The organism is Pseudomonas sp. RC10 (genome assembly GCF_038397775.1).
In the GTDB taxonomy this organism is placed as follows: Bacteria; Pseudomonadota; Gammaproteobacteria; order Pseudomonadales; family Pseudomonadaceae; genus Aquipseudomonas; species Aquipseudomonas bambusae.
This window is the reverse complement of the sequence record NZ_CP151650.1, coordinates 6,222,281-6,238,720: the sequence shown is the minus strand read 5'-3', so window position 1 is coordinate 6,238,720 and position 16,440 is coordinate 6,222,281. Positions and strand designations below refer to the sequence as shown.

15 protein-coding genes and 1 riboswitch are annotated in these 16,440 nt (G+C 60.5%); of the genes, 11 read left to right on the top strand and 4 right to left on the bottom strand.

The features are described from left to right. The 3 genes from AAEO81_RS28055 to AAEO81_RS28045 all read right to left on the bottom strand — a co-directional run bounded on the left by AAEO81_RS28055 (nucleotide 1) and on the right by AAEO81_RS28045 (nucleotide 1,996). A complete protein-coding gene (locus tag AAEO81_RS28055; RefSeq protein ID WP_341960357.1) occupies nucleotides 1-267 on the bottom strand; it encodes a type II toxin-antitoxin system RelE/ParE family toxin in 267 nt (88 codons plus the stop codon). Continuing rightward, entirely contained in the window at nucleotides 251-478 is a 228-nt protein-coding gene (locus tag AAEO81_RS28050) for a CopG family transcriptional regulator (protein WP_341960356.1), read from the bottom strand. Before AAEO81_RS28050 ends, AAEO81_RS28055 begins: the two co-directional genes overlap by 17 nt. Before the next feature lie 78 nt (nucleotides 479-556). Then, nucleotides 557-1,996, bottom strand: coding sequence for a TolC family outer membrane protein (locus tag AAEO81_RS28045; protein ID WP_166596040.1), 1,440 nt, complete (start codon nucleotides 1,994-1,996; stop codon nucleotides 557-559). A 166-nt stretch (nucleotides 1,997-2,162) separates the two neighbouring features. Then, nucleotides 2,163-2,267, top strand: a riboswitch (TPP riboswitch). 170 nt (nucleotides 2,268-2,437) lie between these two features. Between AAEO81_RS28045 and thiC the strand changes: the two genes are divergently transcribed. Together thiC and cytX are read left to right on the top strand one after the other, a co-directional pair. Continuing rightward, nucleotides 2,438-4,324 carry a phosphomethylpyrimidine synthase ThiC gene (gene thiC / locus AAEO81_RS28040; protein WP_341960354.1) on the top strand — a complete coding sequence of 629 codons (1,887 nt, stop codon included), beginning with the start codon at nucleotides 2,438-2,440 and terminating at the stop codon, nucleotides 4,322-4,324. A 210-nt stretch (nucleotides 4,325-4,534) separates the two neighbouring features. After that, entirely contained in the window at nucleotides 4,535-5,824 is a 1,290-nt protein-coding gene (gene cytX, locus AAEO81_RS28035) for a putative hydroxymethylpyrimidine transporter CytX (protein WP_341960352.1), read from the top strand. Here cytX and AAEO81_RS28030 read toward each other — a convergent pair. Continuing rightward, a complete protein-coding gene (locus AAEO81_RS28030) occupies nucleotides 5,793-6,539 on the bottom strand; it encodes an RsiV family protein (RefSeq protein WP_341960351.1) in 747 nt (248 codons plus the stop codon). The two genes, cytX and AAEO81_RS28030, sit on opposite strands and share 32 nt — an antisense overlap. Nucleotides 6,540-6,770: 231 nt before the next feature. Here AAEO81_RS28030 and AAEO81_RS28025 point away from each other — a divergent pair, with 231 nt between their 5' ends. The 9 genes from AAEO81_RS28025 to AAEO81_RS27985 all read left to right on the top strand — a co-directional run bounded on the left by AAEO81_RS28025 (nucleotide 6,771) and on the right by AAEO81_RS27985 (nucleotide 16,205). After that, nucleotides 6,771-7,388 (top strand): NUDIX domain-containing protein, encoded by a 618-nt coding sequence (locus AAEO81_RS28025; protein WP_341960349.1) that lies wholly within the window; start codon nucleotides 6,771-6,773, stop codon nucleotides 7,386-7,388. Then, nucleotides 7,379-7,831, top strand: coding sequence for a DUF1249 domain-containing protein (locus AAEO81_RS28020; RefSeq protein WP_081563841.1), 453 nt, complete (start codon nucleotides 7,379-7,381; stop codon nucleotides 7,829-7,831). The genes AAEO81_RS28025 and AAEO81_RS28020 overlap by 10 nt, the downstream gene beginning before the upstream one ends. A gap of 142 nt (nucleotides 7,832-7,973) precedes the next feature. Beyond that, nucleotides 7,974-8,783, top strand: a complete 810-nt coding sequence (cpdA, locus tag AAEO81_RS28015; RefSeq protein WP_341960345.1) for a 3',5'-cyclic-AMP phosphodiesterase — start codon at nucleotides 7,974-7,976, stop codon at nucleotides 8,781-8,783. 190 nt (nucleotides 8,784-8,973) lie between these two features. Further along, entirely contained in the window at nucleotides 8,974-9,540 is a 567-nt protein-coding gene (locus tag AAEO81_RS28010; RefSeq protein ID WP_341964638.1) for a YqiA/YcfP family alpha/beta fold hydrolase, read from the top strand. A 90-nt stretch (nucleotides 9,541-9,630) separates the two neighbouring features. Then, entirely contained in the window at nucleotides 9,631-11,535 is a 1,905-nt protein-coding gene (parE, locus tag AAEO81_RS28005) for a DNA topoisomerase IV subunit B (protein ID WP_166596033.1), read from the top strand. Next, complete coding sequence (locus AAEO81_RS28000; RefSeq protein ID WP_341960343.1) at nucleotides 11,532-12,530, top strand: esterase-like activity of phytase family protein; 999 nt, start codon at nucleotides 11,532-11,534, stop codon at nucleotides 12,528-12,530. Before parE ends, AAEO81_RS28000 begins: the two co-directional genes overlap by 4 nt. After that, nucleotides 12,527-13,048: a TIGR02281 family clan AA aspartic protease gene (locus tag AAEO81_RS27995; protein WP_341960341.1), complete on the top strand. Its 522-nt coding sequence runs from the start codon at nucleotides 12,527-12,529 to the stop codon at nucleotides 13,046-13,048. Before AAEO81_RS28000 ends, AAEO81_RS27995 begins: the two co-directional genes overlap by 4 nt. A gap of 10 nt (nucleotides 13,049-13,058) precedes the next feature. Then, nucleotides 13,059-15,317: a DNA topoisomerase IV subunit A gene (gene parC / locus AAEO81_RS27990; protein ID WP_341960340.1), complete on the top strand. Its 2,259-nt coding sequence runs from the start codon at nucleotides 13,059-13,061 to the stop codon at nucleotides 15,315-15,317. A 180-nt stretch (nucleotides 15,318-15,497) separates the two neighbouring features. Continuing rightward, nucleotides 15,498-16,205, top strand: a complete 708-nt coding sequence (locus AAEO81_RS27985) for a PqiC family protein (RefSeq protein WP_166596030.1) — start codon at nucleotides 15,498-15,500, stop codon at nucleotides 16,203-16,205. Nucleotides 16,206-16,440: the final 235 nt, after the last annotated feature.

Below are 16,440 nucleotides of genomic sequence, written 5' to 3'. Positions count from 1 at the left end.
TTATCGGTACACCTCTCGGCGATTGCCTACCTCGATGACCAAAATCCTTAATGCGCCGTTCTGGATATCGCAGATGACGCGCAGGTCTCCAACCCGGTAACGCCACAGGCCTCCGAAAGGGCCTGTCAGTGCTTTGCCTGTGCTGTAAGGGTCTTGTCTGGCGGCAACGCGTTCATCCATGAAATCGACGACGCGTCGTACTGTTTGCTTATCAAGTTTCTTGAGCTGTTTTTTTGCGGTTTCGGTGTACTCAATCGTCCAGCCCAAGCTCTTTCCTTACATCCTTGGATGGGTAGGTCGCTTCCTTGCCCGTTCTAACGCGCTCCAGCACTTCGGCGGCCAGATAATAGTCTTCCACCTCTGCGAGGCCATGCTCGATGATCTCCCGCAGATAATAAGCCTTGGTGCGCCCGGTACTGGCAGCCAGAAAATCCAGACGCTGTTCGGTCTCGGGGGCGAGGCGGATTGAGGTAGGCATGCGATAACTCCGCGATACGTGTATTCACTGTATCGCGGGGATGTTACTCGGGTGTCGCCGGGCTTTCAATTCGGCGCTTTACCGCTCCGACGGCCTTTCAAAATTCTTCGCTGCCTCTTTCGCCAGATCCGGCGGCAGGAAGTCTTTGTCCGGGTTGTAGTCCGGTTTGAGGAAGCGCGACAGATCTTGCAAATCCCCCGGGCTCAATGTGCCCGCGGCCTGTTTCAAACGCAGGTTGTCGAGGATGTAGTCGTAGCGGGTGTTGTTGTAATCGCGCACCGAGGCGTACAGCTGGCGTTGCGCGTCCAGCACGTCAACGATGTTGCGCGTACCCACCTGGTAGCCGATTTCGGTAGCTTCCAGCGCGCTCTGGTTGGAGATGATCGACTGTTTGCGTGCCTGGACCTGCTCGACGTCGGTGTTCACGGCGCGGTGCAGGTTGCGAGTGTTTTCCACCACCTGACGGCGCAGGCCTTCGCGTTGTTGCTCGGTCTGGCCGAGGCGGGCGTAGGCTTCGCGCACTTGCGAGCTGGTCAGGCCGCCGCTGTAGATCGGGATGTTCACTTGCAGGCCGATGGTGCGTTGTTCGACGCTGCCGTGAAAACTCTGACCGGTGTAGTTTGGGTTGGTGAAACCGAGCGGATCGTTGTCGCCTTTCTCGTACTGGGCGACGGCATCGACGGTCGGCGCGTGACCGGCCTTGCGTTGGCGCAGGGTTTCTTCAGCGGCGCTGACGGCGTAATTGCTGGCAAGCAGGTTGAGATTCTGTTGCGAGGCGGTATCGACCCAGGATTTGGCGTCGTTTGGTGTCGGTGCCAGCACCGGCAAGGTATGCACGATGCCTTCGATGGCGTTGTATTCGCGGTTGGTCAGGGTCACCAAGGCTTGAAACGCATCGTCCACCTGACGCTTGGCGACAATGCGCGCAGCGCGGGCGGTGTCGTAACTGGCCTGGGCTTGCAGCACGTCGGTCTTGTCCGAAAGGCCGACATCAAAACGTTCATTGGCCTGATCGAGCTGGCGCTTGAACGCCGCTTCTTCGGCCTTGGTCGAGGCCAGATTGTCCTGGGCGCGCAGCACGGTGAAGTAGTCTTCAGCGCTTTGCAGGATCAGGTTCTGCTCGGTGGCCGAGAGTTGCAGGATCGCCTGTTCGTTGACGTCCTTGGCGGCCTTGAGCTGGAACCAGCGATCGGCGCGGAAAATCGGCTGGCTCAGGGTCGCGCGATAAACCGTGCCGCTGCGATTGATCACGGCAGACGGCTCGTCGATCTTGGTGCGCGTGTTGTTCACGTCGGCACCGCCTGAGATGTTCGGCAGCAGACCCGCGCGGGCCTGGGGCACGATTTCTTTCTGCGCGTCATAGCTGGCGCGGGCCGCAGCCAGGTCGGCGTTGTTGTTGACGGCTTCCTGGTAGACGCTGACCAGACCGGTCTTGGTCGGCAGAGGCAAGTCCGCTGCCCCGGCCATTGCATTCGACGCACACGACACGGCAATGGCCAGTGAAAAGTTGCGCAGCATAGACATTCCCTAGTAGTTGTTGTCGCTGATTCAGTGCAGACGGCTTTTGGCGTCGCGTAGCGAGTGTAGTTCCGCGCGATCCCTACAACAATCCGCCATATCGGCCATTTAACAAGCGTTTGAATTCCTCGCTTGGCGTTTGCCCCGTCACGCGTCTAGACTGGCGCCGTTCTTGTCGGGGTGCCTTGATATGAGGCTGAGATCGGATAATCCGGATCCCGTTGAACCTGATCAGGTTAGCGCCTGCGTAGGGAACAAGATTTCTCGTCTCCCGGCGAGTCCTCTTGAGTGTCGTCCGGGGTCGTCTTTGTTCAATTTTTGAACAGTCCTCGTTTTTCGATTCTCAGCATCCGTGTCGTCTCAGGGTGCATCCGTCCGTTCGAATCAGGCTCACGCTCCGACAAATCAATCCGCCGCTGGATGATGTCTGGAGAGCCCGTGATGAGTACAACACTAAAAAACGCCAATCTGAGTGAATCCGCCCAAGTCGATTCGGGGTCGGTGCAGCCGTTCACCCGCTCGCAAAAAATCTACGTTCAAGGCTCCCGCCCGGACATCCGCGTGCCGATGCGTGAAATCAGCCTCGATGTCACACCTACAGACTTCGGCGGCGAGATCAACGCGCCGGTCTGCGTGTACGACACCTCGGGCCCGTACACCGACCCCAACGTCGTCATTGACGTACGCAAGGGCCTGGGCGACGTGCGTTCGGCCTGGATCAATGATCGCGGCGACACCGAACGTCTCGACGGCCTTAGCTCGGACTTCGGGCAGCAGCGTCTGGCCGATGCCGAGCTGACCAAACTGCGCTTCGCCCACGTGCGCAACCCGCGCCGCGCCAAGGCCGGGGCCAACGTCAGCCAGATGCATTACGCGCGTCAGGGCATCATCACCGCCGAGATGGAATACGTTGCCATCCGCGAAAACATGAAGCTGCAAGAGGCCCGCGCTGCCGGTCTTTTGAAGCAGCAACACGCCGGCCACAGCTTCGGCGCGAGCATCCCGAAAGAGATCACTGCCGAATTCGTGCGCGAAGAAATCGCCCGTGGCCGCGCCATCATCCCGGCCAACATCAACCACGTCGAACTGGAACCGATGATCATCGGCCGTAACTTCCTTGTGAAGATCAACGGCAACATCGGCAACAGCGCGCTGGGTTCATCCATCGAAGAAGAAGTGGCGAAGCTGACGTGGGGCATTCGCTGGGGCTCGGACACCGTGATGGACCTGTCCACCGGCAAGCACATTCACGAAACCCGCGAGTGGATCATCCGCAACTCGCCGGTGCCGATTGGCACTGTGCCGATCTATCAGGCGCTGGAGAAAGTGAACGGCGTCGCTGAAGACCTGACCTGGGAGCTGTTCCGCGACACACTGATCGAGCAGGCAGAGCAGGGCGTCGACTACTTCACCATCCACGCGGGCGTGCTGTTGCGCTACGTGCCGCTGACCGCCAAACGCGTCACCGGCATCGTTTCCCGTGGCGGCTCGATCATGGCCAAGTGGTGCCTGGCGCATCACAAGGAAAACTTCCTCTACACCCACTTCGACGAAATCTGCGAAATCATGAAGGCCTACGACGTCAGCTTCTCGCTGGGCGATGGCCTGCGTCCGGGCTCCATTGCCGACGCCAACGACGAAGCGCAGTTCGGCGAGCTGGAAACCCTCGGCGAACTGACCAAGATCGCGTGGAAGCACGACGTACAGTGCATGATCGAAGGCCCCGGCCACGTGCCGATGCAATTGATCAAAGAGAACATGGACAAGCAGCTGGAGTGCTGCGACGAGGCGCCGTTCTACACCCTCGGCCCGCTGACCACGGACATTGCGCCGGGCTACGATCACATCACTTCGGGCATTGGTGCGGCGATGATCGGCTGGTTCGGTTGCGCGATGCTCTGCTACGTCACGCCGAAAGAACACTTGGGCCTGCCGAACAAAGACGACGTGAAGACCGGGATCATTACCTACAAGATCGCCGCCCACGCCGCCGACCTCGCCAAAGGTCATCCGGGCGCACAGATTCGCGACAACGCGCTGAGCAAGGCACGCTTCGAATTTCGTTGGGAAGACCAGTTCAACCTCGGTCTGGACCCGGACACCGCACGTTCGTACCACGACGAAACCCTGCCGAAAGACTCGGCCAAAGTCGCGCATTTCTGCTCCATGTGCGGGCCGAAATTCTGCTCCATGAAGATCACCCAGGAAGTCCGTGAATACGCGGCCAACCAGAAGATCGAGGCGGTGGACCTGTCAGTGGCCGAAGGCATGCGCGAGCAGGCCGAGCGGTTCAAGCAGGAAGGCAGCCAGTTGTACAAGAAAATCTAGCCACGAGCGGCGAGCCGCAAGCTAGAAGCAAGAGCAGACCTGCTTTGGTTTCAAACGTGTAGCTTGCCGCTTGAAGCTTTTCACTGCTTCTTTTGATCTAGCCGCGAGCGGCAGTCTACAAGCCGCCGCAGATCCGCTTTTGCTTTTGCTTTTGCTTTTACTTGCAGCTTGTAGCTTGAAGCTCATCACTGCTTTTCCAGGGATCTTAATGTGAACACCCCCAGCACCTATTCACCCGATATCCCCGTCCCCGCCAGCAGGCGAGTCTTCGGCGGGCGTGATCTGTTTTCCCTGTGGTTCTCCCTCGGCATCGGCCTGATGGTCCTGCAAACCGGCGCGCTGCTGGCGCCGGGGCTGGGCATGTCCGACTCGATGCTGGCGATCTTCCTCGGCACGCTGGTGGGCGTTTTGCTGCTCGCCGCCGTGGGCGTGATCGGCAGCGACACCGGCCTGTCGTCAATGGCCGCGCTTAAGCTCAGCCTTGGCACCAAAGGCGCAGGCGTGCCAGCGATTCTCAACCTGTTGCAACTGGTGGGCTGGGGGTCTTTCGAGATCATCGTCATGCGCGATGCGGCCAGCCTGCTCGCTGCGGGCGCTTTTAATGAAGGCAGCTTGTGGACAAACCCGCTGCTCTGGACGCTGCTGTTCGGCGGCCTGGCAACCCTGCTGGCGGTCAGTGGCCCGCTCACCTTTGTGCGGCAGATCCTGCGCAAGTGGGGGATCTGGCTGTTGTTGGCGGCGTGCGTCTGGCTGACCTGGAACCTGTTCGCCAAGGCTGATCTCGCCGCACTCTGGTCGCGAGCGGGCGATGGCTCGCTGCCGTTTGCCGTGGGTTTCGACATCGCCATCGCCATGCCGCTGTCGTGGCTGCCTCTGATCGCCGACTATTCACGCTTCGGCAAACGCGGCACCGGCGTGTTCGGCGGCACGGTGTTGGGCTTCTTTATCGGCAACTTCTGGCTGATGACCCTGGGCGTCGCCTACACCCTCGCGTTCGCGCCAAGCGGTGAAGCGAATGCACTGCTGTTGGCACTGGCCGGGGCAGGGATGGGCATTCCGCTGCTGCTGATCTTGCTCGACGAGTCCGAAAATGCTTTCGCCGACATTCACTCGGCAGCGGTTTCGAGCGGGATTCTGTTGAAAGCCAAAGTCGAGCATCTGGCGCTGGCTATCGGCGTGATCTGCACGCTGATCGCCTGTTTCGCGCCGTTGGCGCAGTACCAGAACTTCCTGCTGCTGATCGGCTCGGTGTTCGCGCCGCTGTTTGGCGTAGTGCTGGTGGATCACTTCATCCTGCGCCATCGCAGCCATGGCACCGCGACGGTGGGTTTGCGCTGGATGACGCTGCTGGCGTGGGTCGGCGGCATCGCGACTTACCACGTATTGGCGAACCTTTACCCCAACGTTGGTGCAACACTGCCAGCCCTTATCGTGGCTGGCGTGCTGCAACTGGCGCTGAGCAAGGCGATCAACTCCGACCGGGGAACAGTTCCGGTTTGAGGATGCCGTTGAGCTGCGGATACGGAATCTTCAGCTCGATGTGGCCCATGGCGTACGGAGCGATGGTGGTGACCGGGTATTTCAGGATCACGGCACCGTACGTCAGGGCGACGTTGGAAGTGCGCTTGAATGGCCACATCTCCTGGAACTCGGTGTCCTTGTCCAGCTTGACGTTGATTTGCCAGGCCTGGTGTGCCAGCTCCGCTTTAGCCCAGAAGGCCGCTTCCTGGCCTGGCACCAGCATGTCGGCCAGCGTCAGCACGCGTTGCTGTTGACGGGAATAGTTGATGAACGCGCGGCCCGGGTCGCCATGGGCGCCGCCAGCGTCGAGGTAGCTCGACAGCTCAACCACCACAAGACCGTCATGCTGCTCGCGTACTTTCGCCTGCAAATAGCTGGCGTTGCGCGCCGGGGCGCGGGCGAGGAACTGCTCCTGATAGGCCTTGAGCGTCGGCGGCACAGGGCCGTCGGTGTCGCTGCGGGTCAATTGCAGCAGAGTGCGCTGCACAATGCCGTCCAGCTTCGGTTCATCCGGAAAGTGCACGGTGTCGATGTTCACCAACGGGCAGTCATCCGTGGTGCAGCCCGGCTTGATCAGCTCGGACGCGTCGCGCTGAACGGTCAGCGGCTTTCGCATGTTGGGTTCGAAAAAGCTCTGGCAGGCACCCAGTATCAGGGCCAGGCAGGCCATTGAAACGATCTTCAGAAACGACATGGTGATCCTTGGCGTTGGCATATAAGGGCCATAAAGGGCCATCACAGAGGGGTAACGGCAACAGGCTTCGACTGTCTGTGGCGCAATCAGTTCGCCATTGGGCGGATTAGAGTGCCATTCCCCTGCCTTCGTCTACCCTGAGTGCCGGATTTGCCAAGTCCGGGGGCTGCATCCCGCGTGGCAGCACGTTAGGATGGCGCGAAGTCACAAGTGCTTTGCAGTGAGAGATCTATGACCGATACCGCTAAATCGACACCCACGAAGCACGAGATCGTCCACCGCGAAACCTGCTTCAAGGGGTTCTACCAGCTGGACCGTCTGCACCTGCGCCATGAGCTGTTCGACGGCGGCATGGGGCCGGAAATCAAGCGCGAGCTGTTCGTGCGTCATGATGCCGTGTGCGTGCTGCCCTACGACGCGAAGCGCGACGAAGTGGTTCTGCTGGAGCAGTTCCGGGTCGGCGTGGTTGGCAAGCATCCCAACCCTTGGCTGATCGAAATGGTCGCCGGGTTGATCGATAAAAAAGAGCAGCCCGAGGAGGTTGCTCACCGCGAAGGAGAAGAGGAAGCTGGGCTTGTCTTCAGCGCGTTGTGGCAGATCACCAAATACTTTCCGTCGCCCGGTGGCAGCAATGAATTCGTTCACCTCTACTTGGGCAAATGTGAAAGCGCGGGGGCAGGTGGGGTGCACGGGCTGGAGGAAGAGGCCGAAGACATCCGTGTGTCGGTCTGGTCGTTCGATGACGCGATGCAAGCCGTAAAAGACGGACGCATCGTCAATGCGGCAACTATCATCGCAATACAGTGGCTGGCGCTGAATCGCGCCGAAATCAGGGGGCTGTGGTCGTGAATCTTCTGCGCGAGCGCTACCGTGTCGACCTCGCCGGGCTGCAAGCAGCCTGTGAGGCGAACTACGCGCGCTTGATGCGTCTGTTACCTGACATGCGCAATGAACAACGCTCTCGCCGGGTGGCTGTCACTCAAGGCGATCAAATGCTGGGCGTGCTGGCGGTTGAAGTGGTGCAGAACTGCCCGTACACCTCGACCTTGCTCGTGCGCCAGGAGCACAGCTTGCCTTGGCTGCCCGTGCCCGTCCTCGAAGTGCAGGTCTACCACGACGCCCGCATGGCCGAAGTTATCGGCGCCGAACATGCACGGCGTTTCCGGGGGATCTATCCGTACCCCAACGCCGACATGCACCAGCCGGACGAAAAGGCCCAGTTGAATCTGTTCTTGGGTGAATGGCTGAGTCATTGTCTGGCGTGCGGTCATGAGTTTGAGGCGGTTCGCTAAGTCCGGGTGTACCGGCGAGCTTATAGGGGGCGCTGTTTTCCCCTGGTCTGTTGCGCAAATGAGAACTGCCACGCTGTTCCGGGTTTGCCGTCGTAACAATCAGACACCATAATCCGGCCATACCTGCTCAAGGAGATGGCCATTGCCGAGCGCACCTTCAAACCCGTCCTCCGTGTTGGTGGTTCAACTGTCCGACAGTCACCTGTTCGCTGAAGCGGACGGCCAACTGCTGGGCATGCAAACCCGCGACAGCCTCAAGGCTGTGGTCGATCTGGTGCTCGCCGAGCAGACTGATATCGATCTGGTGCTCGCCACCGGCGACTTGTCGCAGGATGGCTCGGTCGAGTCTTATCAGGCGTTTCGTGCCGAAAGCGACCGACTGGATGCGCCGAAGCGCTGGATTCCCGGCAATCACGACGAACTCCGCGAGATGGCGATAGGAGCCCAGGGCAGCGAATTCCTGGACCCGGTCGTCGATGTCGGTAACTGGCGCATCACGATGCTGGACTCGGCGGTTTCAGGCTCCGTTCCCGGCTATCTGGAGGACAAGCAGCTGCAATTGCTCGCGCAGGCCTTGAGCGAAGCGCCGGAGCGTCATCATCTGGTCTGCTTGCATCACCATCCAGTACCGATTGGTGCGGCGTGGATGGAGCCGATCGGGCTGCGCAATCCAGAGGCGCTGTTTGCCGTGCTGGAACGTTTTCCACAAACGCGCGCAGTGCTTTGGGGCCATGTGCATCAAGAGTTCGATCAGCCTCGCCAAGGCGTGCGGCTGATGGCGTCGCCTTCCACCTGTATTCAGTTCGCGCCGAACAGCGTGGATTTCGCCCTTGATTCGCTGGCCCCCGGTTACCGCTGGCTGCGCCTGCTCGACGATGGGCAGATCGAAACGGGGGTGTCGCGCATCGATCCGACTCTGTTCGAAGTCGACCTCAGTGGCTCGGGCTATTGAAGGAAACGTCCTGAATTCGCGGTAAATCATCATCGAACGAGTCTTCACGCCGTTGTCCCTGTAAACTGCGTGGCTTTGCCCTGTGAGAGCCAGAACGTCGGCTTTCACCCGACTCGCAGCTTCTGGAGGCCACGGCGTGAATCACCATCACTCGACACTGCTTTATATACATGGCCTGAACAGCTCGGCGATGTCGAAGAAGGCCACGCAGCTGTCCGGGCTGATGAACCGTCTCGGTCTGAGTGAGCAACTGCGCGTGCCGGAGCTGCATCATCATCCGCGCCAGGCCATCGCACAGCTCGAAACCGCCATCGACGAACTGGGCGGGCGGCCATTACTGGTCGGCAGCTCCCTCGGCGGCTACTATGCGACTCACTTGGCTGAGCGACATGGCCTCAAGGCTGTGTTGATCAATCCGGCAGTGAATCCGCACCAGCTGTTCGACGGTTTTCTGGGCACTCAAACGAACCTCTACACCGGCGAAAGCTGGGAGCTGACGCACGATCACGTGGATGCGTTGGCTGAACTTGAAGTGCCCGCCCCACAGGACCCGCAGCGCATTCAGGTGTGGCTGCAAACCGGTGACGAGACGCTGGATTACAAACGGGCGCAGGCGTTTTATCGGGCCTGTGCCTTGCGCATCGAGGCCGGCGGCGATCACAGCTTTCAGGGGTTCGCAGAAAAAATGCCCACCCTGCTGGCCATCGCTGGATTCGCTCCGGAGCTGTTGCAGGCGATCGATCTGTCGACGCTCTGAATGAAGCGCCAGAATCGAAGCGCTGACTGAAACAAACCTGTAGAACAGTGTCATTCCGACATTTCATGAACGACTTGATGACGAGACCCCATGGCCAATCCCAGCGCTAGCTCTTATAACGCAGACGCCATCGAAGTCCTCTCGGGCCTCGACCCGGTTCGCAAGCGGCCGGGCATGTACACCGACACCTCTCGGCCGAACCACTTGGCCCAGGAAGTCATCGACAACAGCGTCGACGAAGCCCTGGCGGGCCACGCCAAATCGGTGCAGGTGATTCTTCACGCCGACAATTCCCTGGAAGTGGCCGACGACGGTCGCGGCATGCCGGTGGACATTCACCCGGAAGAGGGCGTCTCGGGCGTCGAGCTGATTCTCACCAAGCTCCACGCGGGCGGCAAATTCTCCAACAAGAACTACCAGTTCTCCGGCGGTTTGCACGGCGTGGGGATTTCCGTGGTCAACGCGCTCTCCACCCAAGTGCGGGTGCGGGTCAAGCGCGACGGCAACGAATACGAAATGACCTTTGCCGACGGCTTCAAGGCCACCGAACTGGCCGTGGTCGGCACCGTGGGCAAGCGCAACACCGGCACCAGCGTGTATTTCGCGCCGGACCCCAAGTATTTCGACAGCCCCAAATTTTCCGTCAGCCGCCTCAAACACGTGCTCAAGGCCAAGGCCGTGCTGTGCCCAGGGCTGCTGGTCAGCTTTGAAGACAAAAGCACCGGCGAAAAAGTCGAGTGGCATTACGAAGACGGCCTGCGCTCCTATTTGCAGGACTCGGTCAACGATTTCCTGCGCCTGCCGGAAGAGCCGTTTTGTGGCGCCTTTGCGGGTAACAAGGAAGCCGTGGACTGGGCGCTGCTGTGGTTGCCGGAAGGCGGCGACAGCGTTCAGGAAAGCTACGTCAACCTGATCCCCACTGCCCAGGGCGGCACCCACGTCAACGGTTTGCGTCAGGGCCTGCTCGACGCGATGCGCGAGTTCTGCGAGTTCCGCAACCTGCTGCCGCGTGGCGTGAAGCTGGCTCCGGAAGACGTCTGGGAGCGCATCGCGTTCGTGCTGTCGATGAAGATGCAGGAGCCGCAATTCTCTGGCCAGACCAAGGAGCGGCTGTCGTCTCGTGAAGCGGCGGCCTTCGTGTCCGGTGTGGTCAAGGACGCGTTCAGCCTCTGGCTCAATGCGCACCCGGAAATGGGCATGCAACTGGCCGAACTGGCCATCAACAACGCCGGCCGTCGCCTGAAAGCGAGCAAAAAGGTCGAGCGCAAGCGCATCACCCAAGGTCCGGCATTGCCGGGCAAATTGGCGGATTGCGCGGGTCAGGATCCCATGCGCGCCGAGCTGTTTCTGGTCGAGGGTGACTCTGCAGGCGGCTCGGCCAAACAGGCGCGAGACAAGGAATTCCAGGCCATCCTGCCGTTGCGCGGGAAGATCCTGAACACCTGGGAAGTCGATGGCGGCGAAGTCCTTGCCAGCCAGGAAGTGCACAACATCGCGGTCGCCATCGGCGTCGATCCGGGCGCGGCGGACATGAGTCAACTGCGCTACGGCAAAATCTGCATCCTTGCCGACGCCGACTCCGACGGCCTACACATTGCCACGCTGCTCTGCGCGCTGTTCGTCCAGCATTTCCGTCCGCTGGTGGACGCTGGCCATGTGTACGTCGCCATGCCGCCGCTGTACCGCATCGATCTGGGCAAGGAGATTTACTACGCTCTCGACGAAGCCGAGCGCGACGGCATCCTTGACCGGCTGGTGGCCGAAAAGAAACGCGGCAAGCCGCAAGTCACGCGATTCAAAGGCCTGGGTGAAATGAACCCACCGCAACTGCGCGAAACCACCATGGACCCGAACACCCGTCGTCTGGTGCAACTGACGCTGGACGATTTCGAAGCGACGTCCGAGATGATGGACATGCTGCTGGCCAAGAAGCGCGCAGGTGATCGCAAGACCTGGCTGGAATCCAAGGGCAATCTGGCCGAGGTGCTGGTTTGATCCGAGCATGGCTGGCAGCGCTGATGCTGACCGCCATGCCTGTATTTGCTGCGCAGCCGGTGGCGCAAAAGCCACTGCCCGAGCTCAAGTTGCTGTCCGAACATGCAGTCGACGACATGATCGGCGGCAACCTGTCCGGGCTGGCGTCGTGCAATGGCGTGCTGTGGACGGTGTCGGATCGCGACGACGAGATTCTGTACAGCCTCGACACGTCGGCGACGGTCTGGAAAGCCAAGGCGCTGAAGCTTGAAATTCCGCCGATTCCGGACAGCGGTTTGTCGGGCACGCTGCGCAACATGGCCAAGGCCGCGTCGCTGCTACGGGGCGGCGACCTGGATTTCGAAGGCGTGACCTGTGATGCGGCGGGCAATCGTTATCTGGTCAGCGAAGGATTCGCGACGGTGCTGAAAGTGCCCGTCGAGGGCGCGGCAAGCTGGTTGCCATTGCCGAAGAAACTGGTCGTGGAAGCCCAGGCGGCGGGCATGCTTCAGCATTTCAACGCTATTTTTGAAGGCATCGCCATCAGCCCGGCAGGCGACCAGATCTGGCTCGCCGCCGAACGCGAAAAACGTGGGCTGTTGACCGCGAAGCTTGGCAACGACGGTTGGGCATGCGGTACCAGCTGCATTCTGCGCATGGAGTCCGGCACTGACACCTTGCCGCCACAGCTGGGGGGCAAATCCGTCGCCAAGGACTTTTCCGATATCTCACTGTACAAAGGCAAACTCTACACCCTGGAGCGCGCGGCTTATCGCATCTGTCGCCGCACGCTGGAAACCGGAAAGCTGGAGACTTGCTGGTCGTTTGCCAAAGAGGCCTTGCTGCCAAACCGGCTCTACGATCAGAAATACGGCCTCACCGAAGCGCTGATCATCGATGACACCGGCGCCTGGGTAGGCATCGACAACAATTTCGGTGCCCGGGCCGATGGCGAAAAACGGCCCATTGTCTGGCGTTTCGATGCGCCGGAGGGTGGCTGGAGCAGCAAGCCTTGACGCAAGGGCCTCCCGGTAAACGCGCCGGGCGCCTGATGCTGATCATTGTCTGGGCGGCAGGGCTGTTTCTGGCGACACGGTTTTTTGGTCAGTGGGAGCAGCATCAGGAAAATCCGAATACGGCGGTCACCTCGGAACACGGTGATGGCTATGTCGAAGTGCGACTGGCGAGCAATCGTCAGGGGCATTTCGTCATGACGGGGCAGATCAATGCGCACCCCGTCGAATTCATGCTCGACACGGGGGCGACCAACGTCGCGATTCCCGAAGGTGTCGCGCAGACACTGCGACTTGAGCGCGGCGCCAAGGTGGAAGTCAGCACGGCCAATGGCCGGACTGACGCTTTCCGGACCACGCTGAAGCGGCTGCAAATCGGCGATATCGTCCTGAACGATGTGCGCGCCCTCGTGGTGCCCGGTCTGGACGGTGATCAGGTGCTGCTGGGTATGAGCGCCATCCAACAACTCGAATTCACACAGCGCGGCGGCACCTTGCTGCTGCGTCAGACGACAAAATGATGAGGCCCGCATGAGCGACTCCCTTGACCTCAGCCTGGACGGCGTAGAACGCCGGTCGCTGGCTGACTTCACCGAACAGGCCTATCTCAACTACTCCATGTACGTGATCATGGACCGCGCTTTGCCGCATATCGGCGACGGCCTGAAGCCTGTGCAGCGGCGCATTATCTACGCCATGAGCGAGCTGGGTCTGGATGCCGACGCCAAGCACAAGAAATCGGCGCGTACCGTCGGTGATGTGCTGGGTAAATTCCATCCCCACGGCGACTCGGCCTGCTACGAAGCCATGGTGTTGATGGCCCAGTCTTTCAGCTATCGCTACACGCTGGTGGACGGCCAGGGGAACTGGGGTGCGCCGGACGATCCCAAGTCGTTCGCCGCCATGCGTTACACCGAAGCGCGTTTGTCCCGCTATTCCGAAGTGTTGCTCACCGAACTGGGCCAAGGCACGGCGGACTGGGTGCCGAACTTCGACGGCACGCTGGACGAGCCGGCGGTGTTGCCAGCCCGTTTACCGAACATCCTGCTCAACGGCACTACCGGTATCGCCGTGGGCATGGCCACCGACGTGCCGCCGCACAACCTGCGTGAAGTTGCGTCGGCCTGTGTCCGTCTGCTGGATGAGCCCAAGGCCACCATCGAACAGCTGTGTGAGCACATACAGGGTCCGGATTACCCGACCGAAGCGGAAATCATCACGCCGCGCGCCGACCTGCTGAAAATCTACGAAACCGGCCGTGGCTCGGTGCGCATGCGTGCGGTGTATCGCGTCGAAGACGGCGACGTCGTCGTCACCGCGTTGCCTCACCAGGTCTCCGGTGCCAAGGTGCTGGAACAGATCGCCGCACAGATGCAGGCCAAGAAACTGCCGATGGTCGCTGACCTGCGCGATGAGTCGGACCACGAGCACCCTTGCCGCATCGTGATCATTCCGCGCTCCAACCGTGTCGATCCCGAAGAGCTGATGCAACACCTGTTCGCCACCACCGAGCTGGAATCCAGCTATCGGGTGAACATCAACATCATCGGCCTCGACGGCAAGCCGCAGCTGAAAAACCTCAAGACGCTGCTGTCCGAATGGCTGCAATTCCGTCTCACCACCGTGCGCCGCCGCTTGCAATTCCGTCTGGACAAGGTCGAGAAGCGTCTGCACCTGTTGGAAGGTTTGCTCACTGCGTACCTGAACCTGGATGAAGTGATCCACATCATCCGCACCGCCGAGCACCCGAAAGCCGAGCTGATCGCGCGTTTCGACCTGTCTGAAATCCAGGCCGACTACATCCTCGACACCCGGTTGCGTCAGTTGGCGCGTCTGGAAGAGATGAAGCTGCGTGGCGAACAAGACGAGCTGCTCAAGGAACAGGCCAAGCTTCAGGCGCTGCTGGGCAGTGAAACCAAGCTGCGCAAGCTGGTCCGCAGCGAACTGATTGCTGACGCACAAACCTATGGCGATGACCGTCGCTCGCCAATCGTCGAGCGCGCCGAAGCCAAGGCGTTGTCCGAAAACGAACTGATGCCGACCGAACCGGTGACCGTCGTGCTGTCGGAAAAAGGCTGGGTGCGCTGCGCCAAGGGCCACGACATCGATGCGACCGGGCTTTCCTACAAGGCGGGCGACGGCTTCAAAGCGGCAGCGGCGGGGCGCTCGAACCAGTTCGCCGTGTTCATCGACTCCACCGGCCGCAGCTACTCGCTGGCGGCGCATACCTTGCCGTCTGCGCGAGGGCAGGGCGATCCGTTGACGGGCCGTCTGACACCGCCGCCTGCCGCCACCTTCGAGTGCGTGCTGCTGCCGGACGACGACGCGCTGTACGTGATCGCATCGGACGCCGGTTACGGTTTCGTGGTCAAGGGCGAGGATCTGCAAGCCAAGAACAAGGCAGGCAAGGCGCTGTTGAGCCTGCCGTCGGGTGCGAAGGTTATCCTGCCGCGCCCCGTGCCGGATCGTGAGCAGAATTGGCTGGCGGCGGTCACGACCGAAGGTCGCCTGCTGGTGTTCAAAATCAGCGATCTGCCGCAACTGGGCAAAGGCAAGGGCAACAAGATCATCGGTATTCCGGGCGAGCGCGTCGCCAGCCGTGAAGAGTATGTGACCGACTTGGCTGTCATTCCTGAAGGCTCCACTTTGGTGCTGCAAGCGGGCAAGCGTACGCTTTCGCTGAAGCCGGATGACCTTGAACATTACAAAGGTGAACGTGGCCGTCGTGGCAATAAGCTACCGCGTGGCTTCCAGCGCGTAGACGCTTTGTTGGTGGAAAGCGCTACTTAAACCGGTGATTTCAGCTGCCGATCTTCGTTTCGTCACGAAGATCGACGCAGAATCGCTGGAGTCAGCGCGCATATTCACGGATGATATGTCGTCTTGAGGTGCGGGCGTGGCTGTGTGCCTTCATGTTTTTCTTGAGTATTTGACAGTGTGGCCGCCGTGCGGGGCCACTTGGACGGAATGATGAATTTTCTACGCGTTCCTTTTGTTCTGTTGTTGACCGGCGTTCTAGGTTTGGCCGGGTGCAGCGTTCATCAGCCCCAATCGCTCTATCAGCTGGACAGTGGCGAACCTGGGCAACCGAAACAAAGTGCCGGAGTCGCTGTTTTGCTGGGTCCGGTTTCCGTTGCTGACTATCTGCAACGCGAGACATTACTGCAACGCCAACCCGACGGCAGCCTGACGGCCTCGGCTGACGGGCGCTGGGCGGGCAGTCTGTCCTCTGATATCGATCAATTGCTGCTGCGCCAGTTGGCGTGGAAGCTGGACAGCCAGCGGGTCGTCATGGCACCTGCGGCCGCGAATTTCACCCCGGATGTGCAGGTCGTACTGTCGATCACCCGTCTGGATTCTGGTGTGAATCAACCCGCGGTGCTCGACGCTCAGTGGCGTTTACTAGACCGTCGCGGGACCGTGCGCGACAGCAAGCTGGTTCACTTGGAAGAGCCTCATGCGGGCACCTCTGCGGCGCAGGTCAAGGCTCAAGGCGTGCTGTTACAGCGTCTGGCCGATCAGTTGAGCGTGGCAGTCAAACCGGTGGCCAGTCAGCCGTTGGTCGCGGAAGAGCCCAAGAAAGCCGCTCAACCGGCCAAGACCCGCGTCGATCAGGACAAGCCAAAGATCCCGATGGCATCGCCGATTCGCACAGACCTGGAAATCTACCGGTTCTGAGTCAGCGACAAACAAAGAGCCCGCAGCGATGCGGGCTTTTTTGTGGGTGATGAAATCATGAAGCCGTGCAGCTACAGACGTTGTTTTGATCGTTAAAGGGGGGGGCGCAGATCGCATTTGATTCTGGCCGCAGGCCGTAGGAGCCAGCTTGCTGGCGAAGGCGGTGTGTCAGTCGATATGAATGTCATCGACAAACCGCGTTCGCCAGCAAGCCGGCTCCTACAGGGGGATCGGC